At 58.4% G+C, this 24,622-nt stretch carries 18 protein-coding genes; 9 read left to right on the top strand and 9 right to left on the bottom strand.

All coding sequences use genetic code 11. The features are described from left to right. Window positions 1-13: 13 nt before the first annotated feature. From ACAX43_RS02290 to ACAX43_RS02280, 3 genes are all read right to left on the bottom strand, one after another. On the bottom strand, window positions 14-3,124 hold the full coding sequence (locus tag ACAX43_RS02290; RefSeq protein WP_370706793.1) for an EAL domain-containing protein: 3,111 nt from the start codon (window positions 3,122-3,124) through the stop codon (window positions 14-16). Then, window positions 3,121-3,915 (bottom strand): substrate-binding periplasmic protein, encoded by a 795-nt coding sequence (locus tag ACAX43_RS02285; RefSeq protein ID WP_370706792.1) that lies wholly within the window; start codon window positions 3,913-3,915, stop codon window positions 3,121-3,123. The genes ACAX43_RS02290 and ACAX43_RS02285 overlap by 4 nt, the downstream gene beginning before the upstream one ends. Window positions 3,916-4,369: 454 nt before the next feature. After that, window positions 4,370-5,056, bottom strand: a complete 687-nt coding sequence (locus ACAX43_RS02280) for a DUF899 family protein (protein WP_370706791.1) — start codon at window positions 5,054-5,056, stop codon at window positions 4,370-4,372. A gap of 428 nt (window positions 5,057-5,484) precedes the next feature. Between ACAX43_RS02280 and ACAX43_RS02275 the strand changes: the two genes are divergently transcribed. Both ACAX43_RS02275 and ACAX43_RS02270 read left to right on the top strand, forming a co-directional pair. Then, entirely contained in the window at window positions 5,485-5,886 is a 402-nt protein-coding gene (locus ACAX43_RS02275; protein ID WP_370706790.1) for a hypothetical protein, read from the top strand. Between the two features lie 799 nt (window positions 5,887-6,685). Continuing rightward, window positions 6,686-9,202, top strand: a complete 2,517-nt coding sequence (locus ACAX43_RS02270) for a hypothetical protein (RefSeq protein WP_370706789.1) — start codon at window positions 6,686-6,688, stop codon at window positions 9,200-9,202. 296 nt (window positions 9,203-9,498) lie between these two features. Here ACAX43_RS02270 and ACAX43_RS02265 read toward each other — a convergent pair whose 3' ends face one another. Then, complete coding sequence (locus ACAX43_RS02265; RefSeq protein WP_370706788.1) at window positions 9,499-9,732, bottom strand: hypothetical protein; 234 nt, start codon at window positions 9,730-9,732, stop codon at window positions 9,499-9,501. A gap of 104 nt (window positions 9,733-9,836) precedes the next feature. Between ACAX43_RS02265 and ACAX43_RS02260 the strand changes: the two genes are divergently transcribed. Further along, complete coding sequence (locus ACAX43_RS02260) at window positions 9,837-10,370, top strand: hypothetical protein (RefSeq protein WP_370706787.1); 534 nt, start codon at window positions 9,837-9,839, stop codon at window positions 10,368-10,370. A 780-nt stretch (window positions 10,371-11,150) separates the two neighbouring features. Here ACAX43_RS02260 and ACAX43_RS02255 read toward each other — a convergent pair. After that, window positions 11,151-13,400: a DNA-binding protein gene (locus ACAX43_RS02255; RefSeq protein ID WP_370706786.1), complete on the bottom strand. Its 2,250-nt coding sequence runs from the start codon at window positions 13,398-13,400 to the stop codon at window positions 11,151-11,153. A gap of 470 nt (window positions 13,401-13,870) precedes the next feature. Between ACAX43_RS02255 and ACAX43_RS02250 the strand changes: the two genes are divergently transcribed. From ACAX43_RS02250 to ACAX43_RS02240, 3 genes are all read left to right on the top strand, one after another. Continuing rightward, a complete protein-coding gene (locus ACAX43_RS02250; protein ID WP_370706785.1) occupies window positions 13,871-14,761 on the top strand; it encodes a LysR family transcriptional regulator in 891 nt (296 codons plus the stop codon). Window positions 14,762-14,928: 167 nt separating this feature from the next. Continuing rightward, a complete protein-coding gene (locus ACAX43_RS02245; protein ID WP_370706784.1) occupies window positions 14,929-16,095 on the top strand; it encodes a CaiB/BaiF CoA transferase family protein in 1,167 nt (388 codons plus the stop codon). Then, window positions 16,092-16,856 carry an enoyl-CoA hydratase gene (locus ACAX43_RS02240; protein WP_370706783.1) on the top strand — a complete coding sequence of 255 codons (765 nt, stop codon included), beginning with the start codon at window positions 16,092-16,094 and terminating at the stop codon, window positions 16,854-16,856. The genes ACAX43_RS02245 and ACAX43_RS02240 overlap by 4 nt, the downstream gene beginning before the upstream one ends. Window positions 16,857-16,929: 73 nt before the next feature. Here the strand turns inward: ACAX43_RS02240 and ACAX43_RS02235 are convergent, their stop codons facing one another. Further along, entirely contained in the window at window positions 16,930-17,376 is a 447-nt protein-coding gene (locus ACAX43_RS02235; RefSeq protein WP_370706782.1) for a hypothetical protein, read from the bottom strand. A 336-nt stretch (window positions 17,377-17,712) separates the two neighbouring features. Beyond that, window positions 17,713-18,594: a LysR family transcriptional regulator gene (locus ACAX43_RS02230; protein ID WP_370706781.1), complete on the bottom strand. Its 882-nt coding sequence runs from the start codon at window positions 18,592-18,594 to the stop codon at window positions 17,713-17,715. 122 nt (window positions 18,595-18,716) lie between these two features. Here ACAX43_RS02230 and ACAX43_RS02225 point away from each other — a divergent pair, with 122 nt between their 5' ends. Continuing rightward, the gene (locus ACAX43_RS02225; RefSeq protein WP_370706780.1) at window positions 18,717-19,460 is read left to right on the top strand and encodes a TerC family protein; all 744 of its coding nucleotides are present in this window, start codon (window positions 18,717-18,719) and stop codon (window positions 19,458-19,460) included. A 136-nt stretch (window positions 19,461-19,596) separates the two neighbouring features. Further along, window positions 19,597-19,890 carry a zf-TFIIB domain-containing protein gene (locus ACAX43_RS02220; RefSeq protein WP_370706779.1) on the top strand — a complete coding sequence of 98 codons (294 nt, stop codon included), beginning with the start codon at window positions 19,597-19,599 and terminating at the stop codon, window positions 19,888-19,890. Between the two features lie 130 nt (window positions 19,891-20,020). On the opposite strand, the gene ACAX43_RS02215 is transcribed toward ACAX43_RS02220, so the two are convergent. After that, window positions 20,021-21,709 carry a hypothetical protein gene (locus ACAX43_RS02215; protein WP_370706778.1) on the bottom strand — a complete coding sequence of 563 codons (1,689 nt, stop codon included), beginning with the start codon at window positions 21,707-21,709 and terminating at the stop codon, window positions 20,021-20,023. A gap of 104 nt (window positions 21,710-21,813) precedes the next feature. On the opposite strand from ACAX43_RS02215, the gene ACAX43_RS02210 reads away from it, so the two are divergent. Further along, window positions 21,814-22,053, top strand: coding sequence for a hypothetical protein (locus ACAX43_RS02210; protein WP_370706777.1), 240 nt, complete (start codon window positions 21,814-21,816; stop codon window positions 22,051-22,053). Window positions 22,054-23,539: 1,486 nt separating this feature from the next. Here the strand turns inward: ACAX43_RS02210 and ACAX43_RS02205 are convergent. After that, window positions 23,540-24,430 (bottom strand): LysR family transcriptional regulator, encoded by an 891-nt coding sequence (locus tag ACAX43_RS02205; protein ID WP_370706776.1) that lies wholly within the window; start codon window positions 24,428-24,430, stop codon window positions 23,540-23,542. Window positions 24,431-24,622: the final 192 nt, after the last annotated feature.

Raw genomic sequence — 24,622 nt, 5'->3', positions numbered from 1 at the left:
ATACTTTTTGCGTTCACTCGGTCACGCATTGGCGCGACTCGATCCTGCTCAAAAGCGCTTCAAAGCCCTCAATGGGAAGCGGGCGGCAGAAATAGTAGCCCTGATAGGCATGACATCCCGCAGCAGCGAGGAAGTCCCGCTGAGCAGCTGTCTCCACACCCTCGGCAATGACGCCCAAGCCCAGGCTCTGCGCAAGCGTCACGATGGCCTTGGCAATCACGGCGTCGTTGGGATCGATCAGGACATCGCGCACGAATGACCGGTCGATTTTCAACTGGTCCAAAGGCAGACGCTTCAAATAGGAAAGCGACGAATATCCGATACCGAAATCGTCCAGTGAAAAGACAACGCCTCGGGCTTTGAGCTCGCCCATCTTCTGGATGATGTCCTGCACATTGTCCACCAGCACGCTTTCCGTCAGTTCCAGCTTTAACCTGTCCGCTCTCGCGCCTGTTTGATTAATGGTGGTCAACACCTTGTCCACGAAGTCGGGTTCGCGGAACTGCTGGACGCTGACATTGACCGCAATGGTGAGATGAGCCGTGTCTGGCCGCGTTGCCCATCGCCCCAGTTGCGTGCAGGCAGCTTCCAGGACCCAGCCGCCAAGGGCAAGAATCAGCCCGGTTTCTTCAGCCAGCGGAATGAAATCCGCAGGAGGCACAATCCCGCGCCTGGGGTGCTGCCAACGCACCAGCGCTTCGACGCCCGTGATGCGAGCGCCGTCGACCTGCGCCTGGTAATGAAGCAAGAACTGATTTTCCTCGATCGCGTTGCGCAGATCCGCCTCAAGCGCAGCCCGCTCCACCACGACAGTCTGCATGTCCGGATCGAAGAAGCACACAGCATTGCGTCCCTTCTCTTTCGACTTGTACATCGCGAGGTCGGCCTGCTTCATGAGTTCGTCGATGGACGCTTGCTGCCCCATGAATACGGTGGCACCAATACTCGCGGTACTCCGATACTCAATGTCGCCAAGCTGATACGGCATGCCAAGGACAGCGAGAATCTTTTCGCCTTGGGCTTCGGTCTGGCTGGCCGCCTCCTGACGGTTTTCATGCAAGCTCCCCAACACCACCACGAACTCGTCTCCACCCACCCGCGCCACGGTGTCGCTCTCGAGTATGCTGGCCGCCAGACGTTGCGCCACTTGCTGCAGTAGCAAATCGCCCTTGTCGTGGCCCATGGTGTCGTTCAACGTCTTGAAGTGGTCGAGGTCGATGAACAGCAACGCGCCGCACGTTTCACTCCGGGCGCTGGCCGTGATCGCCTGCCTCAGGCGATCCAGCAGCAGAGTGCGGTTAGGCAAACGGGTCAGCGCATCGAAGAAGGCCAACTCCTTGATCCTTTCTTCCGCGATCTTGCGTTCGGTAATGTCGTGATGCGTGCCGACATAATGACTGACGACCCCATCGTCTCTCATTACGGCGGAGATCGTGAGCCACTTTGGATACACCTCGCCGTTCTTGCGGCGATCCCAGATTTCCCCCTGCCATCCCCCAGTACGGTGGATCGCTTCCCACATCCCGCGGAAGAAAGCCGCACCGTGACGCCCTGAGCGAAGCATTCGCGGGGTTTGGCCCACAACTTCCCCGGCCGTATAGCCGGTGCATTGGGTGAAAGCCGAGTTCACGCGCAGAATTTTGGCATTGGCGTCGGTGATCATCATCGGCTCCTGCGAGTCGAACGCGACAGCGGCGATTCGAAGTTCCGTCTCGACCTGTTTGCGCTCGGTAATGTCGCGCCCGCTCGTGCGAAAGCCAATGAAATCGCCTTTGGCGTCGCTGATTGGAACCCACGAAACGGAAAGCCAGACGAGCGAGCCATCCTTGCGAACGCAACGAAATTCGAGGTCGTCGCCACGAAAGCCCTGAAGTCCCTTCACAAACTCGGGAGCAACCCGGGGGCGATCTTCCGGATAGATGAGTGTGCCTGCAAAGTCAGGCATGGCCATGCATTCTTCGACTGTATATCCCGTGTATTTCTGCACGGATGGGTTGATCCAGCGGGGCTTGCCGTCTGACCCCCACCAGACCTCCCAGTTGACGGTGCAGTCAGCAATCGCGCGGAATTTTTCCTCGTTCTCGCGCAATTCCTGCGTCATCGCGGAGGCGAGCCGCATCGCGCGGCCGCGACCGGTCATCATCAGCCAGGTGAGCAGCGCCAGCAGCACGCTAAGGCCCACGCCGGCGCTGGCGATCAGCAGTTCCGCATTACGGCCGAAACGGGATTTGAAGTCGTCCTGGGCACTCATCGACAGTGTCCAGTCGTGTCCGCCGACGACCAGATATTCATTGGCCGACATGACGGCAGGCAGATGCTGCCCGCCGGCCGCAGGCGTCCTGTGCAAAAGTGCTGCGGCAGACGGTTCAACGCCGTCATAGATGGCTATGGTGAGTCCGGGTGGCTGCTCGCCGTACAGACTCGCGATGACGTCGTGCATGCGGAACGAAGCATAGACCCACCCGACCAGGTGCGCCCGGCGCTGGGCAACGCTATCCTGCGATTGCCCTTGTGCGTAGATTGGCAAGTACATGATGAAACCGGGGTGAGCATCGGCCTCGGTATCCACCGAAAGGCGGACCTTCCCGGAGATGCTCGCCATTCCGGAATCGCGCGCCTGTTCCATGGCGCGCCGCCGCACAGGGTTGGTCCACGCGTCGAAGCCTGGCGACGTGCGATTGAGACCAACATACGGCTCGCGCTGGATGATAGGTGCATAGTCTTCGCGCGGGCCCATGGGCTCAATGGTGTAGCCGTCCAACCCCTGCCGACGCATGGCGGCCACATGAGCGTTCCTTTGCGTCGCCGGCACCCATTCGACGATGCCGATGGCCTGGATGCCGGAGAAGTTGGCGTTGAGATTGAGCGCGCCGACGTAGTTGCGGAATTTGTCGCGGTCTATCTCGCCGGTGGCGGCGAACAGGCTCTGCACGCCGCGCAGCAAGAGCTCATACGTCCCCATACGCTGTTCGACCCGGCTGACAGCGTCGCCCAGCGAGAAGTCGAACTGCGTAAGCAATTCATGACGGGTGGCTTGCCGTTCGTGGTCCCAAAGTATCCAAGTAACACTTAGCGCAGCGGACAAGACCAGTAACGGGAGCAGGACAAGGCGCGCCCAGCTCACGGCGGCGTATGGAAGTCGACCATCGAATCAGCGAGGTTGGGTTTGAAGTACTTCTCGAAGATCCGCCGGACGGTGCCGTCTGCGCGCATGTCATTCACCAGGGCGCGCCACTTTTCCCGCTCTGCCTCCGACAGCGCCCTCTTCGACATGATGAGGCCGTGGGGGATGGCGGGGTCGTTGAACTCCACGATGGTTGTCACATCGCGGATTTTCTTTTCATCGATAGCAGGGTAGTCGAAGGGTTCGATGATCATCCCCTGGATGCGCCGGAGGATCAGTGCCTGATACAGCGGGGCCAGACCACCAGCCTGGCTCACGCGGTTTTCAGCCGAGAGCTTGTCGACCAGCCGGTTGGCCGAGTCGCTATAACGGAAGCTACGAATAACGCCGAGCTGAAATTGGTCGTTGTGCTCGAAATCGGCCAGCTGATGGATGCCGGCATCCTTGCGCACCAGCAAGTAATATTTGTTCCTGAAATACCAGGCGAAATCCGCATATTGATTGCGCTCGTCGTTGGCAATGCCGGACAGACTGAAATCGAGTGCGCCGGACTCGATCAGTTTCCAGATCCGGGCACGCGACATGAGGCTGACCCTGATCTGGCAACCGCTGCGGCGAATCAGTTCGTCGGCGAAATCCTTGTCGATTCCAGTGTCGGTGTCGACTGAATAGAGCAAACCGTGATCGTGCAACGCTAGCGTAAATGAACGCGAACAATCGGGTGCGGCCGCCATTGCATTGCCAAGAAAGCATAACGCAAGCAGCAAACCGCCAAGGCCATGTCGAATCACAATGTCTCCGTCGCGAGAAGGTGGCCAAAATATAACCTTCTATGAAACCGACAACCATCCGGATGCCCAGTTTAGCCGTTCTGTCGCCTTGACGGTGGCCGAGACAGGGCGGATTTTTTTTAAGCTGCCTAGCTTACACCTGAGCGCGCGAATCGCTGGAGATATTCAATCTAGAAAAGCTCCTTACGTGTTATCGGCGGCGCGCTGCAGTTCTTTAGGGGCAGTTGCGTCATTTGAGGTTGATGAGGCCATTCTTCCCTATCCACTTCCAGACAACTCGAGCCTTGGCCTCGCGTGTGGAAGCCCCGCAGACCGGCATTTTTGTGCGGGCTTTTACGTAGAGTAGGCTCATCGCGTAGCTGCCGGGCCGGGCTCGCGACTCAAGTCAATCCCATGAACAAGGCGAAGTTCGCCTATCGGGGCGCGTTGCCGACGGACGGATAGCGCCCAACTACTATTTATTCAGATAGTTTTTTTCCAGGAATTCGGACCTGAAAGTTTGTGGCGGCATGGGAATATCTGGCCGACCTTCTGGCGTAAAGTCCATGAGGTTCCAATACGGCCACACCGTGTCGACATGATTCGACGACAACTCCGTTCCCCAGAAATGAAAAACCTGTCCATCCCGCCTCTTGAATACATGCATCACTGGCCGTTGCATATCGTCAGAGTCTCCCTGGCACTTGTAATCGGCTTGATAGGCAGAGGCCGATCCTGAAACGAGTGCTATCTGCGACCATCCACGTTGTTTGGCCCACGCATTGATTCGATCGGCCGGGGCTTTGGCAATTGCGACAAACGCGGCGTCTTGAGTGACCTGATACCAGGTGCGATCAAAACCATCGACCAGCGACGTACAGGATGGGCAGGGATGGTCCCAATTCGGACCGTACATAAATGAGTAAAGCAACAACGTGTTTTTGTCCCCGAATAGCTCGGAGAATTTCACACTTCTTCCTACTTTCCCATCGTTGGCCCATTGGAAAATGTAGTCCTCTTTCAACTGGCCGCCAGGAGGGAGATTACGGCGTTTTTCCGCCACCGATTTTACTTTGTCGACAAGCTCTTGTTCGTCTTTAAGCAATGCATCACGCGCATCACGATACGCTCTGCTTTCGTTTGGATACCGAAGTTCACTCATGTTCGTCTCCCGTTTGAAACGACCATCCGAGTGTACTCTGGATAGCGGCTCGATGCCGGCGCCGGCACATTGACCGCAAAACCCGACCGGAGGCTCTCACCGTATTCCGGACGTTCGCACATCGGCATCCTGCTGTCGCTTTGGGTCCGAGTCCGGACGCTGACTTCGCGAAGAATCGCTCGTTCGTTACCCGTCATCGATGGCGCCGCCGCGATAAACTCAACAGCAGAACTCCGCTTCCGGTCGGAACGGCGGCCTTCCAATCGCGGTGTAGTATTCCAACATGTCCGCGTGCTTTCCCGCATCAACTGCGTGCAGATTTAACGCATCCATGATGAGGACGGCAAGCTGGTTACAGGCCGTGGAAACCGCTCCTAAGAAAACGTATTGTGGCATCGGCCGTGACAACGGATTGATGGGAATACATCATGTCAACCGAGTGGAAGCGCCGCGCCAAGCTGTTTATCCACCGTTTCTGGCAGCCGACCAGCGCGTGCATGACCTGCATGCCGGGGAGCTGGAGCAATGTCACGAGCCTTGCCCACTGGACGATTGCATTCCATACCGGTCTGCTCACCGGACTCCTGGCCGTATTTTTGACCTTCACGCCTGCGGCGAAACTCTACACGCATCGATACGGCAATGCGCTTGTCGTCGGCGTCCTGACGACGGCAGGCGACGCCTACTCGCACGCGAGTCACTACCGCATCCCTTATGTCGAGCACATCGTGACAGGTGCTATTTCAGGTCTCTTGACGCTGGCAGCCTCATATCTCTTCGAAAACCGCGCGCGTCGCCTTCGGGCGGCATGGGCTCGGGTTTTCGGATAGCTTGTTCGTTGACGTTCTGAACCCTTATGTTCGAACCGAACGAGGCGAGGCTCCCCGCTTTAATTGCGCACTATTGCACGGGAGGCTGGGCGTGGATAACGGGAGCTCGGGGCCGCCATATGCACCAGCGGCGGGGCTGGCTATGAATTGATCGCTCTACAACGCCGTGGAATCGTCGACAATGCAGCCCGCAAAAATTGCGGAGCCCAACGTCGTTGCTACGGATTGACGCTTCAACCGTATATCGCCGGTTGAGTGCTGGTTGAGCGCCCGCTTTCATGTGGATCGACCGTCCTTTGTGGGCCGGACTGGGCCGGACGTCAGGCGGCTCAATTCGTTTAGGGTTGTTCGATGCCTGCCATTGCCCGCAGGAATGTGAGTGTGCCACCGCGCGTTGCTGGCAGGCGTCGAACGAGCCTAAACGACCAGCGCCGGTGGTGGATCGATGACCGGCAGGCCGCACCGCCGGTTTGGTATTCGCCCGCTTCCGGCCATGAAGCGTCATTCGCCTGCACCGTCGCGCAGACATTCAGGCGTCGGTAACACCTTGGGAGCGGCCAGACGATTCACGACGCTGATGGTTGCTCCTCGGCCGGTGCGGAAGTTTGCGGGGATCCACGCATTAAACTAACTTGAGCTGATCACATACCACTCTGTTGATCTACACTATACCGGCCAAAAAGTCGGCTCTGAGCTTCTAGCGCAGAGCCGGGCATCGAGCACTAGATCCACCCGAGCGGAATGGTGAGCTATTATTACGGGTGCGTATTTGAATAATAAGTGAACATCCCGGGGCGCCATGAAAGACCACAAGACATCGAAAACGGACGATAAGTTGGAACAACTGAAGAGCGTGGAGCAGTACGCCTCGCAGCGGGACATAAATGAGGCAGAAACACGTCACAAGGTTATCGACTTTATCATCCATGATTTCCTCTCATGGCCGAAAAACCGAGTTATCGTCGAGGAATTTATCGCGCCGGGTTTCGCTGACTATGTACTTAAGAAGACGAACGGCGATGATTTACTGTTCATCGAAGCCAAAAGGGCAGGGGTATTCTTCGAATTGCCGATTCCGCACGCGACTGACGAGACTTCGTGCTACATTTCAATTGCTAAACTACTAAGCAACTCAAATATTAAGGCTGCCATGCAGCAGGTTAGAACATATTGCTTCGATAGCGGATGTGAATACGCCTGCATTTCCAATGGATTCGAATGGATTTTCTTCAAAACGTTCGAAAAGGGAAAGCGTTGGGAGTCGTTGCAAGCGTTCGTGGTAAGAAGTCTCGGTTTCTTCTCGAATGAGTACACCAAGGCGATAAATAATTTGTCGTTCGTTGCGATCACCGAGCGCTCCTCTTTGCCGACTCTGCTGAGTAGCGCCCCGCCGAAGGACCGGAATGTCTACTATCCAAAGGAGAAGATTTCGTCTTATTCGCACACGATTACAGCAAACCGTCTTGCGATCAAGCTTCGCCCAATTGTAAATCGATATTTTGGCGTAATTAAGGATGACGACACTGAGTTCATGGAGCGATGCTATGTGTCCCAGCGAGAATACATAGGAACTTCGGACGGAATGCGGTCACTAATCCACGATTCACTCTCTCCGTTTTTTGAGTCGTTTGGCGTCCAACAACTCGAGGATACGGGGAAAGGTGGCCGCTTAGGCGGGCGATTAACCAAAAATCTGAAGCAAAATCGTAAGGGTGAGGTCCTCGTTCTGTTTGGCGGAAAAGGCGCTGGTAAATCGACGTTTATAAAGCGACTTCTACATCATAACGCCCCACGCTGGCTGCGGGATCACGCAGCTATTGCGATTGTCGATTTGCTCAAGGTCCCAGAAGAACTTGCGGTCATTCGATCCGCAATCTGGCAGGGGCTGGTTAAGCAACTTGACAAGGACGGCTTGCTCGATGCCGATCGAGATACGCTGACGAATGATCTGTTCTCAGACCGTTTCGCAACTGCACGCAAGCAGGATCTCGCTGGACTTCCGTCGGCGTCCGAGGCGTACAATTTGAAACTGAATTCCCTAATCGCATCATGGAAGCAGGACACTGCCTACTGTGCGGAGCGGTTGGTCATTCACCTCTCTTTAAAAGAGCGCGGTGCTATCGTTGTCATCGATAACACGGACCAGTATTCATCAGAGATTCAAGATTTTTGCTTTTCATCTGCGCAAGAAATATCTGATCGTCTGAAATGCGTGACATTGATATCGATGCGTGAGGAACGCTTTTTCGACTCCAAAATTCATGGAGTCTTAGATGCATTTCAGAATTCCGGTTTTCACATTAGTTCGCCTCGGCCGGCAGAAGTGTTCAAGAAGCGCCTCGACTATACCGTAGCCGTCCTAGAAAAAAGCGAGCTGGGTGAGGAGGATGAACTCGGTCAAGTCGCGCTTGACTTTATCAAGGACAGTGGAACCTACCTCAAGATTCTGAGCCGAGAATTTTCAAGCGACAGCTCGCCCCTTAATAATTTTTTAACTGCTTGTGCGCACGGCGATATACGTCTTTCCCTTGATCTTTTCCGGAGTTTCCTGCTGTCTGGTTACACAAACGTGGACGAGATGATTGCGAATCGTGCTTGGAATTTTCAGGTTCATCAGGTCATAAAGCCAGTGATGATCCCTAACCGTTATTTCTACGAGGAATCGCTGAGTGATATTCCCAATATTTACCAGCTGAGATCGACGCGCCATGGTTCACATTTCACCGCGTTGCGAATTTTGCGAAAACTTGCAAAGGGCGTTGACCCAACAGCGCCGTCATATTTCGCAACTGCGGAACTGCGGGCCTATTTTGCAGAAACTTTTAGCATGCAGGAAGATTTTGAAAAGAACCTAGACGTCCTGCTACGTCACGGTTTCGTGGAATCCGACAACCGACTTGATGCGTATTCAGAATCTGTCGATCGAATCAAGATCACCAACTATGGATTTTATATGTTTGGTGATCTGGCCTACTATTTCACGTATCTTGATTTGATTTGCACCGACTGCGGCATCTTTAGCGAAGAGACCAGCAACTACCTCACGGAAGCGGCGCGGAAGGAATATCAGTTTTTCACGCGAGGCGAACGCGTAGAGCGAGTAAAGGTACGGCTAGAGCGCGTGGAGAAATTCATAGAGTATATGAAGCAAGAAGAACTCCGCGAACGGGAAATGTACTCACTGGGTATGCCGGAGGAGGAGATGTTTTCAATGAAGGCCGAAACTAACTTCACGGCTGAGAGGACTCGCGTGCTCAGAAGTGCAAGAAGGCAAAGTTCCAAGCAGCAACCTCGTCGGGCGAATGGCGCAGCGTAAGATATATTGCGGTTCGTGGCCGTTGGCATTTTTCCGACGAATGGCCTCAGGGCCGAATAGATGCTCAGGGAGCACAGTCTCTGCCAAGGTCTAATTTGATTTGTTGCAGCGTTTTGACGCTTGGGAGTGGCCTACAGTCGCGCGGCCGCCCCAAAAGAATGTGAATGTTCCCAAAGGCCGGCCTGCTGAGCGACTGGCAGGAGCGAGTGGCCGCTGTAGTCAGGAAGGTGCCGAGTATGTGGTGCTGGGTCGCCGTCCGCTGTGGGTCGAAAGCATGCATTGCGAGCAGTCTAAGTTTAGTTGAACCTATCCAGACTCTCGACGACGTCGCGCGCATCGGTCTGAATCGCGCACGTCGATTGTCGTCTTCCTTCGAGCCGAACACCTCCCGGCAACACGCACATCAACGGATGGCCGATTAGCGATACGCGCTTGATCTTCGGGTTGTCGACCACGCTGCTGCCAGGATCGATTTCGAGTTGCTGCGTCGCTGCAGCCAGCGAACGATGACCGCGGCGGATGCTGCTCAAGTTTGCCGATCTCATGCCGATAAAGAGCCTGTATTTCCATTCGGCAAAACGATTTCATCAATTGGACCACTCAAATGCAGAGACGACTACTGTCGATACTTATCGTGAGCGCAAGCACAGGTTTCTTCGGCGGATGCGCCGCTACGCTGCAGACCCAAGACAATGCGCCGTCGGGTGAAAGGACTTCAGTAGCCAGCATCGTTGTTCCACCTGCTTCGACTCATACAGTTGTTCTGCGCATGAACGGATCAAAGGTAGCCACGGCCTCGTCCGACTGGCCGCAGGTGCAGACAGAATGGCGGGAAGCGATGCAAGGTGCCTCAAACCCGGAAGGACTTAACTTCATCGATGAAACCGCAGGAATAGCATCCCGGAGCGGCGCCGGCACAGTCGTGGATGTCTATGTTGACGACTACCACTTCGTCTCTCAAGGTGCACGGATCGCATTTGGAATCATGACAGGCAATGCCTTCATGCGAGCCAAGGTGACTTTCCGCGATCTGCAGACTGACCAGGTATTCGGGGAGCGCTCCTACAACACCAAGTCTTCGGCATGGCAGGGCATCTTCGCACCGACTACCGACAGGCAGACCCGTGCCATCGTGGCTGATGTCGTGAAGCAGATTAATCCGCGTTAGCGCATCGCGTGACTGCCGGCCCCGAGACCTGGCGGCCTCGTGGACTTGCGGGCTCCTGCCCTTTCCTTGTGCGCGGCATGTGTGCCAGCTGAGGCTTACGCCCGGATGGCGGATCAACAATCCGCCGACGCGCTGCATCTCATCGCGAGGATTAAGCGCATCCCACAGCTCGTCCGCTACGAAGTTGAAGCTCGTCACAGCCAACGTGATCGCGAGACCGGGTGCGGTCAACGACCGTCGGAAGGTAAGGTGGTGGTCGGACGGCGAGCCGTGCATACACAACTCTGGCATATCCGGGCGAGCAAACGGGGCGTCGGTACGGTGTTGCGTCCGCCCGACGACGATCGACTGCGCAACCGAGTATCTGACGCTACAGCGAACAGACGAGGGGACCGCTGTACTCGAAAACTCGCCGATCTTGGCGCGACGAACGTCCGTTGCACTTGGAAGAGGTCACGAAGGTGTAAGGAATTCAACGGCAGTTCTGGGCCGACTCCCGGCATTCAGGCATTTCGGAAGCGTTAATTCGCCGCAACTTCGGCAGCGGAAGCACCGACAACCGCTAAGCCCATCCAGCGTAAACAAACGTCAGCCAAAGCCGAGACGGGCGTAGGCACGGACGCTGCGCAGCAGCCGGTTCCCGTGCAGCACTAACCATCGATCGCGGCTAACGTGCCGCATCAACAAGCGATCCAGCAGAGCGCGGGACAAGCACTATCGGAGGGCGGCCACCGCGTCGCCTCCGCTCAGCGAAGACGCCGTCGCCCGACCCGCCGTACCTCAGCGATCTACTTTCGACATCACCGCCGTAGCCGGATCATACCGGTAGCCCTTCTGCGCAAGTCGCTCGGACATCGTCGCGCCGATAAGTTTTTGCTGCGCGTCCCGGGATACCAACTCACTATCTGGCTTAAACCGCTCAAGCTCGGACGAGAGCTTCCGGATGAGCGCCACTTCACCTGTGCTGCGTGAGTCGACGAACAGCAGCTTCTGGTTTGCCAAACCGAGTCGTTCCTTGAGGTCCTTGGCATGCGCCACCCACTGTTCAGCAATCGCGCGAAGCTCGTTAAAGGCCTTCTCGTGCACTTTGGCCTGAGCCGAGATCTGACGTTGTAACTCGGCGACTTCTTCCGCCTTCGCAGATTCGCCAGCCTGAAGGCCAAGTTGATGGCTGCGTTGCACTGCTTCCACGCGGGCCTTCTCGACTTCTGCGAGGCGCAGTTCCAACGTCGCCGCATGCTGTTCGGCGGCATCTGCCCGTTCCCTCGCGGCAGATGCGTCCTGTGAAACCTGGGCCAGTTCAGCGATCGCGGCCGTTTTCGCCTCAGTCATGGCGCTGACATGCTCCCGCGTCTCCTCAAGCTCCCTGGCAACGCGTTGCAATTCATTGCGCTGACTCGCCACTTCCTCGCCCCGCGCTGCGCTGGTCTGGTGCTCTGCTGCGAGCGCGGTGCGCGTCTCCTCCAGTTCAGCCTCAAGCACGGCGAACCGCGCGAGGCTCTCGTTCGCCTGCACGGCGGCAGCTTCTGCGCGCGATGAAGCGGCGCTGCATTCCTGCGACCATCGTTCCGCTTCGGCCGACTTTGCGTGTTCGACCTCTCCGAGGCGCTGCGCCAACGTCACCGCATGCTGTTCGGCGGCATCTGCCCGCTCCTGCGCGGCAGACGCGTCCTGCGAAACCTGGGCCAGTTCAGCGGCCGCAGCCGCTTTCGCCTCAGTCGCGACACTGACCTGTTCCCGCGCCTCCTGGAGGTCCCGACCCACGCGCTGCAGTTCGTCGAGCCGAGCCGACGCTTCCTCGCTCCGCGCTGCGCTCGTCTGCTGTTCTGCTGCGAGCGCAGTGCGCGCCTCATCCACTTCGGCCGCCAGCGCGGCGACCTGCGCTGCGCTTGTCTGCTGCTCTGCTGCGAGCGCAGTGCGCGTCTCATCCAGTTCAGCCGCTAGCCCGGCGACCTGCGCTGCACTCGTCTGCTGCTCTGCTGCGAGCGCGGTGTGCGCTTCATCCAGTTCAACCACCAGCCCGGCGACCTGCGCTGCGCTCGTCTGCTGCTCTGCTGCGAGGGCGGCGCGTGCCTCATCCAGTTCAGCCGCAAGCCCGGCGACCTGCGCTGCGCTCGTCTGCTGCTCTTCTGCGAGGGCGGCGCGTGCCTCATCCAGTTCAGCCGCAAGCGCGCCGACTCGCGCTGCGCTCGTCTGACGCTCCGCTTCGAGCGCGGTGCGCGCCTCATCGAGCTCAGTTCCAATCGCGGCGACCCGCGCGAGGCTCTCGTTCGCCTGCGCCGTGGCGGCGTCTGCGCGCGATGAAGCCGCACTCGCCTCCTGCAACGATCTATCCGCTTCGGCCGATTTCGCCTGACAGTCGTAGGCCAAAGAGGCGATCTCCTGCCGCGCCTCGTCGAGCTCCCCCGTCATTCGTGCGATCTCATCGTTTTTGCTCGACACCACGGCGACCAACCCTTCACGTGCCTTACGTTCCTCGTCAAGTTCGGCCTTGGTGTGCTCCAGCGCGGCCCCTTCCACCGAAGCACGCTGCACGAGTTCCTCCACACGTGCCTCGGCCGCTTCGGCGCGCCCAGTCGCTGTCGCGAGTTCCGCCGCGAGGCGTGTGGACGCCTCCTGCGAGACACTCAGCGCATTCGCCAGAGCCGTGTGCCGCTCACGCCCGGTTTCGACTTCCTCCGCCGTCTTTTGATACTCGGCAAGCACCTCGTTCCGTTCCGCGCGAGCGGTGTCGAGGTGCTGGTTCAAGACACTCAGGCGCTGACTGACCGCCCTGTTAGCTTCGCCTTGAGCGGCCATCCAGAGCCGATCTGCGGCGCTCATCATGGTTTCGGCAAGGTCCTCCGGCAACCCGGCCTGGACCTGCACGGGTGGCGTGACGGGCTGTCGCGCGTCGCGCCAGCGCTGCAAGGCCGCTGCAACGGCAACTATCGAACCGCCGGGAATCTCTGGCCAAATTGTCACCGGAGATACTTTTCGGCCTTCTTCGACCATACGATCTGCGATTCCAGCAACCCGTTCATCCGTCATTGTGTCTGCGTCCGTCGACATAAGCGCCTCAAAACTCGATGTACCTAGCGAAATATAGAGTGCCCAATACGTTACTCCATCTAGCAGCCTCCCCGTTGAAAGGATCGCAGATTTACTCAGCAATCTCGATTGGAATGCCGACGACGGCCACTTTTTTTGACAATCGATATCATGGCGAGTGACGCTCGCCAATGCCTTGCATCCCGACAAGCGTCCAGGACCACGCCCGCAACAGGAAATAAATTGCGCCCGCTGCAAGCCACTGGCGCTTCTCAGCTCGGGATGCACAGCGCTTCTGGTCTATCCGGTCTTCCTGTTTATTAACGGTGTGAACAGCGCGTTGCTGTCATTCAGCGGGCGCTTGCACGCGACCGATATCATGAGCGGAATCGCGGAGGCACCGGACGAGCATCCACCGTCCAGCGCGCTTCCCCACGCCGCCAAATCGCTCGAGAAAAACTGGAGACACCGTGAAATTCGACACGACGACTGTCCGGCTGGTCCTTGCCATCGCTGAGGAAGGCAGCATCTCCCGTGCCGCCGACAAACTCAGTCTGGCTGTAGCGGCCGCGTCACGGCGCGTGTCGGATCTGGAAGCGCAACTCGGCGCCAAACTGTTCAAGCGGGTGCCGCATGGCGTCGAGATCACCGAATCGGGCGCCAAGCTGCTGCAATACATCCGGCAGATCGACAACCTGATCGACCGTCTCGAAGGCGACGCCAAGGCGCTCAAGCATGGCCTCGACGGTCGCATTATCATCGGCGCGCCCAAGGCCGTCGTCATCCAGTTCCTCGCCCGCGAGATTTCCGCCATTCAGCGCAAATATCCCGGCATCACCTTGAAAATCGTGGAGGAGAACAGCAAGATCGTGCAGCAACTGCTGCGCGACAAAGTGATCGACGTGGGGATCTACGAGAAGAAGAGCGGTTTCCTGGACCTGGCGAAATCACCGTACAAGGAGGACGAACTGGTGCTGGTGTATAGCCGCCCGCATTTCCAGTTTCCGGACGATCCTGTTGGCATCGACGATATCCTCGATCTTCCCATCGTGAGCCTCGGCAAGGGCTCGGCGGTTTTGTCCGCCGTGCAACGCGCGTACCGCAGTCGCGGACGTCAGTTCCCCTGCAATATCACCGTCAGTGGTTTCGACACCATGCTGGCGATGGTGCGCCATGGCCTGGGCGTGGGTCTGATGCCGCCCGACGTCCTGCGCAGTTTTCATCCCGAGGAATCACTTGCGTCAGCCGCGCTCCTCGGCGACTGGCATCAGCGCAGCTACGTTCTCTCCTGCGTTGAAGGGCACGCTCAAGAGCAAACCCTGCGCAACGTGGTCACCGAGCTTCTAGGCAAACCGGGCTAATCCCCGGTCGGTACGCGCCGCCCGGTTTCGCGATATGCGAAACCAGACATGCTCCAGGCATTCTTGCGGCACCCCGGTCGGTAGCGGAGAGTGAGGGCGAAAAGCGGCTGACCACGCCTGACGTGGTTAAGCGCTTCGCCCTACTACTTCTACAGAGGAAACTCGAGATGACCGAATCGAAGCATCTGCCGCTGCAAGGCATCCGCGTGCTGGACGTGAGCCAGGTCATGGCGGGCCCGTTCGCCTGCATGCTGCTGGCCGACATGGGCGCGGACGTGATCAAGGTCGAGCCGCCCGAAGGCGATCAGACCCGCGGCGCGATGGGCTTCAAGATGAAGGGGCCTGACAGCATGGGCTTCCTGAACATGAACCGCAACAAGCGCTCGCTGACGCTGGACCTCAAGAGCGACGAAGGGCGCGAGTTCTTCTATGAACTCGCCAAGACCGCCGACGTGATCGTCGAAAACTACCGGCCCGGCGTGGTGCAGCGGCTACGCATCGACTACGAGTCGATCAAGGAGATCAATCCGAAGATCGTCTACGTCAGTATCTCCGGCTTCGGGCAAAGCGGACCGTGGGCGTCGCGGCCAGGCTTCGATCTCATGGCACAGGCCATGTCGGGCGTGATGAGCGTAACCGGCTACAAGGGCGGAAAACCTGTCAAGGCCGGGGTGCCCGTGGCGGACATCGGCTGCGCGCTGTTCGCCGTCTATGGCTTGCTGTCGGCCTACATCGGCGCCCAGAAGACGGGGGTGGGTCAGCACATCGACGCCTCGTTGTTCGATTCGGTGATGGCCTTCTCGATCTGGGACATGTCGGAATACTGGGGCACGGGCGTGCCGCCGACACCGCTCGGTACGAGCAACAAGATGAGCGCTCCTTATCAGGCCGTGAAGGCGCGAGACGGCTACTTCGTGATGGGCGCGACCAACCAGAAGCTATGGACGAAGCTGTGCGAACTGCTGGAGCGCCCGGACCTCGTCACTCATGCTGACTACGCAAACGTGTCGCTACGCCTGAAGAATCGCGAGGCGATGATCGAAGTCCTGGAACAAGAGTTCGCCAAGCGCGACAGCGAGGCTTGGGTCGACGCAATGCTCGCCGCAGGCATTCCGGCCGGCCCGATCCTGTCCTATCCCGAAGCGTTCGAAAGCGAGCACGCCACGCACCGCCGCATGTGCATGGAGATCGACCATCCGAACGAAGGCAAGGTTAAAAACATCGGTTTTCCCGTCAAGATGCTGGGCACGCCGCAGACCGTGCGTCGGCATCCACCGCTGCTCGGCGAGCATAACGAAGAGATCTTTGCCGAGATCAACGGGACGGCGCTATGAGCGAGCCGATCAGACTCACAGTCCACCCGTCGGGCGCAGCCGAGATCGTGATCGACCGCCCCGAGCGGCACAACGCAATGACGCTCGACATGTACGAGTCGCTGCTGACGCTGATCGCTCGGTGTGCACAGGACCGCACGGTACGCTGCATCCTGTTCCGCGGCGCGGGCGGCAAGTCGTTCATTTCCGGCACCGACATCGCGTATTTCAAGGACTTCCGCGACGGCCGGGATGGCGTGGCCTACGAGGCCTTCGTCGAGCGCGTCATCGACACGGTCGAACGCATTGCGGTCCCTACAGTCGCCGTGATCGACGGCTGGGCTGTGGGCGGCGGTCTCGCGCTGGCGACGGCCTGCGATTTCCGGGTCTGCAGCGAGGGCTCGCGCTTTGGCGCGCCGATCGCGAAGACGCTCTCCAACACCTTGTCGTCGCGCAACATCGCGCGGCTACAGACGGCGCTCGGCGTGCCGCGGGTCAAGAAAATGCTGCTGCTTGCCGACTATCTCACGGCGCAGGAGACCCTGGCGTGCGGGTATGTCCATGAAGTGTGCTCTCAGGGCACACTAGACGAAGCCGCTCATACGCTAGCGCAACGGCTCATGGCGCTTTCGCCGGTCACGCAGAAGGCCGTGAAGGAAAGCCTGCGCCGCATCGTCGTCGAACAGCGACTCGATGACGAAGATCTGATCGAAGAGGTGTACGGCAGTCCCAACTTCAAGGACGCAGTGGCCGCGTTTACGTCGGGCTCGTCGAAAAAATAATAACGAAGAATGTTTGAGCCGCAGATGAAACGATTACAGCCGAATGCTTCGCGAAGCGAAGTCAGGATCGGTCTTAATGCCCGTTGCAGAAGACGGCTGTGAGAAGGAGGGGAATCACTTCGCGAACAACAGCACCGCTACCCGCCCGGCGTGCGCCAGCCTCAACGGACGCGGCAGAACCGGTAACGACCACGCCGTATGTCGGGGCGTTAACCGGCTGGCCGCTTCCTCGTTTGAACATGGGATCGTCCTGCTCATACCCAAAGACGGCATACACATGAAAGCCGAATGCCGTCAGGCTGCTACCGTGCGCCGGTCGAAATGCATTGACTGAATTCGCTTCAATGCGCATCGGCTTGGGATCGATAGACTGGTCGCGCAGAAGCGGGGCAATGAACTCGTGCGGGCTCGAGTGGCAGTCCAGTTGCGCATCAAGCGCATAGGCCTGGCACAGGACGGGCGAGAATCCCACGCCCAGCGACGTAAGGGCGGTCAGCGTGTTGAGAACGGACGGTTTCATCGTAGTACCGCAGATGGATCTGTCAGACTTTACCTTCGCATGCCTGGCTTCGGATGTCCGTACGGTGGCAATCAATACCCGTGACTTCATGCGTAACTGCCTCGCCGGGCCGAATCGTTCATCCGCAGGTGCGCAAAAACCTGCGCCGGGAGAGGGGTCCAGAGCGCGCTGGTGGGCGCAAATTAACGTACCAGAATCTCACGGCTGATCCGCAAGTCTGTGCGGTAACGTTCAGATCAGTTAAAGCAACCGAAAAAGGGCGCTAAATGGTACGACCGGGCGCTGCGCCGTACAACAGCAGCGCGCTCAGGCAACCGTGACGACGTCGAAGCGCGGTCAGGAACGTGCGCTGGCGACCACCTGGGAGGCCAGCGCATGATGTTGCCCGCGCCGCGAGCGAATCGCGTGGATTTCTTCGACCACGCCTTCCGCGCGACCGAGCCAGCGCAGTCCGCGCAGCAGCGACACATCCTCTGCGCCCAGCTCCGCGAGCGGAAACACGCCGAGACCACGCGCAGCGAACACCGCCATCAGTGCGCTGTCTTCAAATTCTCCGACAATCCGCGGCCGGATCTCTTCGGCCTCGAACCACCGGTCGAGCCGCGCGCGCAACGCGCCGTGCCCGGTGGGCAGAAGAACGGGCAGCTCGGCCAGGCACTGCGGAAAGCCGGCACGGGCGGCCTTGCGCACGATCTCCGCGGGGCCATACCAGTCGACCGGCGAGCCGACGAGGCGCTGGCTCACGACACGCAAATCCGCGTTGTGCGGTGCGGGCTGGCACGCCAATACCAGATCGAGCCGGTGTAGCGCGAGCTCGGACAACAGTTGCGCATGTTCGCCCTCGTGACACAGGAGTCTGAGCGAGGGCGTATCGAGCACCGGCGCAAGCAGCGCGTGCGCCGCGAGCTTTGAGATGCCGTCGGAGAGCCCGACGGCGAGCCGCGCAGCACGTTCGCCCCCCGCCTCGCGCATCTCGTCCAGCAGCGCCTCACCGATCTGAAAAATCTGCTCCGCGCGATTGAATGCCGTCTCGCCGGCTTCGGTCATGGTGACGCCGCGCCCTGCCGGTTTCAGCAACTGGCGCCCGATCGATTTTTCCAGCTCGCGTACCTGCGCGCTGATCGTCTGGACTGCCATGTCGAGACGCTCGGCGGCGCGCGCGAAGCCACCCTCCTTCACAACGATCCAGAAATAGTAGAGATGGCGGTAATTGAGCATGGCGGCGACACTTCGAAATAAACGATATGTTGTTCCGATTATCACTGATTTATCCGAACCATGGAGACGGCGATGATGACGGAACGCCAACGTTACCCGCCTTTCATTCGCTTATGGACTCCATGGACTCGCTACTCGTACTCGTTGCCGATCCCGCCGCCTGGGCTGCGCTCCTCACGCTAGTCGTGATGGAGATCGTGCTCGGCATCGATAACCTGATCTTCATCTCGATCCTCAGCAACAAGCTGCCGGAAGCACAACGCGCGCGCACGCAGCGCATGGGCATCATGCTCGCGCTCGTGTTGCGGCTCGGCTTGCTCGGCACGGTCGCGTGGATCGCGCAGTTGACCGCGCCCGCTATGACGCTCTTTGGCCACGGGTTTTCATGGCGCGACCTGATCCTGCTTGGCGGGGGCCTTTTCCTCGTCTGGAAGGCGACTAGTGAGATTCACCACCACGTGGTCCACGCGGAAGAAGAACGCAACAAGGCGAGCACGGCAGTCCAGTTGACCGCATGGGCCGCGATTGGCCAGATTCTGGTATTGGATATCGTGTTTTCAGTCGACAGCATTATCACTGCGGTCGGGATGACCGAGCACATGCCGATCATGTTTGTCGCCGTGATCGCCGCGGTCCTGGTGATGCTGTTCGCCGCTCGCCCGCTCTCGAGCTTCATTGATCGTAATCCGACCATCGTCATGCTCGCACTCAGCTTCCTGCTTGTGATCGGCATGACGCTGATCGCAGAAGGCTTCGGCTCGCACGTACCGAAGGCTTACATCTACGCGGCCATGGCGTTCTCCGCGTTTGTCGAGGCCCTGAACATGCTCGTGCGCCGGGCGAAATCGAAGCGCGCGGTTGGCTGATCGCCGGCGTTACAGCCGGGCATTAAAAAAATAGTTCGAAGAGCTTGAACGAAATAAAGCCAGATAGCTTTTCCCCGGATCGGGCGGCTCACGAGGTTGAGCGTTCGATGTTTTTGTACCACTGAGGAGCGACGAAATGAAATGCCCCGTTTGCAAGACCACTGATCTGCTGATGACCGAGCGACGCTCGATCGAAATCGACTACTGCCCGGACTGCCGAGGCGTATGGCTCGACCGCGGTGAACTCGACAAGCTGATTGCACAGGACGCCGGGAGCCTCGACGCGTTCACTAACACACGCACGAGCCGGGATGGCCACCGGGATCGAGACCACGCGTACGAAAGCAATCGCACGTACGACGATCAGCGAACGGGATATCGGGGACACAAAAAGAAGCGCTCGATCTTCGACGTGTTCGATTTCGACTGAGCGCGTCAGTGCGGTAGGCTGCGTCGTCAAAACCCGCTTGAGACAATCAGGAGGTGTACGGAACGCGCGTACTGCCGGGTTATCGACGCGCCGCCACGCTCACCGGCGACGCGTCGATAGTCCTTACCGCTTATTGGCCGGTGTACCCGACAGGAACAGTCGCATTGGACTTGGCAACCGTCGCGTTGTTGGACACGATGTACTGCGGCACCTCGGTGAGGGTCAGCGTCACTTTGCCGTTGGTATAGGCAAGCGTGCTGGTATTGCCGTATCCATCGATCTTCGTCACATTGCCCGACGTACCCGCGCCGTCGACCTGAAGCGAATAGCTAGTCGAGTATGTCTGGCTATAAAGACCATTGCTCGCAGGCCACTGTGCGTTACTGTGCGCCCACGCGGCGGTCACCACCTTGCCGTTGCCGAGTTGCTGGAACGCATAAGCAAAGGTTCCGGACGGCGCACCCTTGACCCGGCCCAATGTATTGGTTCCGTCCAAAACACGTGTCATCGTGGCGAAGACCATTGCTTCGGGTTTCGGCGAGAGGTTCGTTGCGCCGTACGCGCCTTGTGCGTCATTCAGATCGAAGAACGTGCCATATCCCACTTCGCCCGGATAGTCGGGACCGTAGAAAAGCGTCGTCATCTGCGCGCCGCCGCCGAGCACAATGATGTGTGCCCGTACGCCGACCGCCGCATGAGCGAACAACTGGTTCTGCGACGGCCCCGTTGCGCCGTAGTTAATACCCGGATCGTAGCTCACGCCTGCTTCGGTGAAGAAGAGCTTCATGTTCGGCTTGCCCGCCTGCATCATCGAACGCAACTGCGCCATCTGGTTGTCGAGCGCGTTAGCCTGATTTGCCGTATCCGGATCCGAGTCCTGCAGTTCCGGCGGATGGGACGGATAGGTGCCTGCATTCCAGTAGCCATGCGTCGAGACAGCATCGATGTAATTCCACAGGCCCAGCGCACCAAACTTCTGCAGATAGCCGGTTGTGCAGGTGTCGCAATTCGCGGCGAACGGGTTGCCGGTTCCCATCACGACTGCATTCGGATCGGTCGAGTGAATGCCCTGGTAAGCGGCCTTGTACATGGCGACGAAATTCGCGTCGCTATCCGACCAGCCGAGGCTCGGCTCCCATGTCACCTGATAGTAGTTGCTTTGCTGCTTCGGGTAGTTTGCAGCGCGGATCAGGCTTGTATCGGTACCGACCTTGGCCATGAAGCTCTGGAATTCCGGCATGTTCGACGGCGCATAGTAGCTGTCGTTGAACTGGCCCGTCTTCGAATCCCAGGCAGGCAGTCCATCGAGACGCACGATGCGCATCTGATCGGGATTCGCCTTATAGAACGGATCGAGGTCATTCACGCTCGGCGTGTACGTGTTCGGACCGTTGGGTTCCATAGCCGATACCTCACGGTCGTCGATGGTCCACGAGATTCCCAGATCATGCAGCGCCGCGATGTTGCCGTTGAAGCCCTGCATGCCGAAGCGGTGCTGATCCTGATGGGCATACGTTACGGTGCCCAGAACCGAAGTCAGGTTCGGCAACACGCCAAAAGTCGCGATGCCCTGCGGACGCGTACCACTCGTCGGCAGGGTGCCACCGCCCGAGCGCAGCGTCGCGGTTAGCGCGCCATAGCCCGACCACGTTGAAGTGCACGGAATCGTGTTGGTTTGCACACCTGCGCTAACCGCAAAACTTCCCTGCGTCTTGATCGCGCCATTCGAGTCCGCTACAGACCAGATGACCGTATCCGCGCTCCGTGCGTTCGTCGTAATCGCGAGCTTGAACGACGCCTTGTTCTGGAAAATGCGCAAGCCGTCGGTGGTGGGGGTGTCGGCGCTGATTAATCCGTTGGACGTTCCGCCAGCTGCGTGCGTCGGTGTGCCGCACGAGAGGGTCGAACTGCCGGGAGTTGGGGTTGGTGCTGGTGCTGGTGCTGGCGCTGGTGCTGGTGCTGGTGCTGGTGCTGGTGCCGGTGCCGGTGCCGGTGCTGGCGTTGGCGTTGGCGTTGGCGTTGGCGTTGGCGTTGGCGCTGGTGTTGGCGTCGGTGCCGGCGTCGGGCTGGCGGCAACCGCCCTCACCCAGCATGACTTGCCGTAGCCGTATGCGGGATCTGTCTGCGAAACCGCGCCGACATAACAACCGACACCGTTGCTAAACGTACGCGGCGTTGACAACATGGCCGACGGCGCGTTGGGGGGAACCGCACCGAACACCACCGACCCTGTTCCGAGGAAATTGCAGTTGCCACCCTCTTGTCCGCACAACTTGTATTGCAGGCCTGCGACGGTGATGGTGCTTGCCTGAGCCTGCGAGTTTTCCGCACCGAATGATGCCAACACTGTTGCTGCCGCAACCCCGAGTAGTTTCAAATTTCTCGTCATTGTTCGTATGTATCGCTAAAAACAGGTTATCCCCGAGGATTCAGCAAGATCGATCGAAGCCGTCCAGCCTTGGCGTTATTGAGTACAGAGAGAGAGGAAAACCGGCGAACGCGATGATTGCGTTCATTGCTGATGAAGCTGGCGATGTCGAGCACCGTTATCTGCAAGCAGATACCGTTAGGCATTCGAGCGTGCGCTGACCGCTGCCAGACGACAGCACGATCAACATTTCGATCTGGTAACGATCAACCTATTATTACGCATTCCTTACTACATAATGCGCAACGGTCACTCGACGAAGTTCTATCAGTGACTACACTCTTGGATCTGCGATGCCAATCATCCAGCGCAGCATGTAGCGCGACGGTACGCACTCATTGCGTGGCAAGTTCAGATGACTTTCCATCTAGCGTCAGTCGACCCGCATATGTGACACACAGACTTCCGCTCTGTGTGTAATGACGAAAATTGAGGATACCTGACAACTCAGTCGGATCCTCTTCATTCGCTAGGGCCCGATGACGGTACCAACCCGTTTCGCAAAAAGAACTGGGAGTGCCGCTCACCCCCCGAACATGTAATTTTTACTTGACCATTGACATTTCAAAGCGTTACCGGCATTACTTACACCTTCTTTCGGCAGAAGAATTATAAAACGTTTCACTCCCGTAACGTGCCGAGCTTAGAGGTAATAAGTCGTAAACGGGAGATTTTTTCCGAAAGATGCACTCGAAAACTTGCCAGAGTCGGTAAAACGGGGAAACTCTCCCGCCAATCCCGCCCAAAAAACAAGTCTTTGATTTATATGATCAAATAAATACGCTAAAAATAGGGCTTGTTTATTTTATATTATTAATACAAATATACCGGCGCAATTTTTAAATCTACTGACATAACCAAACGCCCTCACGGCGGTCGAAACTCGTGAGTCTTGTCGCATTGGATTCCGGCACGTCGCGTCAGGATCGCTGGTGCGCTCCTCGTATCACGCGGAAAAACACGTGGCCGACTACTGAAGCCCCACGCAGCATTTCCAGATGAATGTCACTGCACCCTGGCCACCGCACAGCGTTGATCGGATGATCTAAGAAGGACCGGACCGCCCGCATCCATTCGCCACCGGATGCGATGCCGAGTGTCTCGCGCTGGCCCGCGCGGTGAAATCCGTTTGCACGGAACCGGAGGCACGTGATGCGTTGCCGAGCTTCCCCAGGTTTCATGCGGTCAGCGCAGCAGATCAAACGGGGTTGAAGGGCAAGCTTACCTGGAACCAAGCCGCCAGATTTTCTCAAGTGTACTTAACGTTGCCCGGATCGCCGGATCACCGCCTCTCCCCTCCGGATAAGCAAAAGCGAGCTGGGTCGTTGCCTTGTGATCACCAAAAAAAACCAACTCACCCGCAGCCCGTGCCTGTAACGCCATTTCCTCGCGAATCAGCCCCACCCCAACGCCGGCCGCAACAAGCGTGCGCATCAGCAACTCATGGTCGGCCTCGACGGTCTCGATTGGCTTGATTGCCGCCGCTTGCAGGATCTCGTCCATCATCTCCTGATGGCCGCTGCGCTGCGCCATGCGAATCCAGGGCAACGTCTCGAGCTGCTTGAGCGACGTGCCGTCAAAACGGTTTCCCCATGAGGCAGGGACGACAAGCCGGAATGTCATCTCGTCCAGCACCATCATCTGGGTACCGGGCGGGCAGGATTTGCAAACGAGTATCGCACCGTCGATTTCCGCACTCCGTAGTGCATCATGGAGCCAACTGGTGCGGCCGACCTGCAGGTCGATTTTCAGCCCGGGATGCTGCGTCACCATTTCACGCAGCAACGGCCCAATGCGTAACGCACCAGGGTCGAGCATGACGACGCCGATCCGCAGCCGTCCTTCGATCTGGCCGCGAAACGATCGCGCTGCGTGGACGAACTCGCCGAATGCCTCGATCGCTTTTTCCGCCTTGCCCAACAATTCCTGACCGCTCTGCGTGAGCGTTACTGAGGACGTCGTACGCGACAGCAGACGGACCTCGAGTTCTTCTTCAAGGCTCCTCAGTTGGCCGCTGACAGCGGGCTGGGTAATGTGCAGTGCCTCCGCCGCCTTGGTCATGCTCGCGAAGCGGGCGACGGTGACGAAAGTGCGCAGTTGCCGGATATCCATGTGTGAACCGTATCAAGGAGTGCCGTTCAGGTCTCACAAGCGAAACCCGCTTGCCGCTTCCGGTCGAGGTCTCGGGAGGGAGGTCGCATGTCATGCACCTCAGAAGGCGGCCTTATAAGCTTCATCGGAAGAAGTGATTTCCTGTCCACCGATGCGCCGATTATTCTTGATCGGTCAGGTTGGGGCAAGCGT

Source organism: Paraburkholderia sp. IW21 (genome assembly GCF_041321145.1).
Taxonomy (GTDB): domain Bacteria; phylum Pseudomonadota; class Gammaproteobacteria; order Burkholderiales; family Burkholderiaceae; genus Paraburkholderia.
This window is presented reverse-complemented; position numbering and strand designations above follow the sequence as displayed.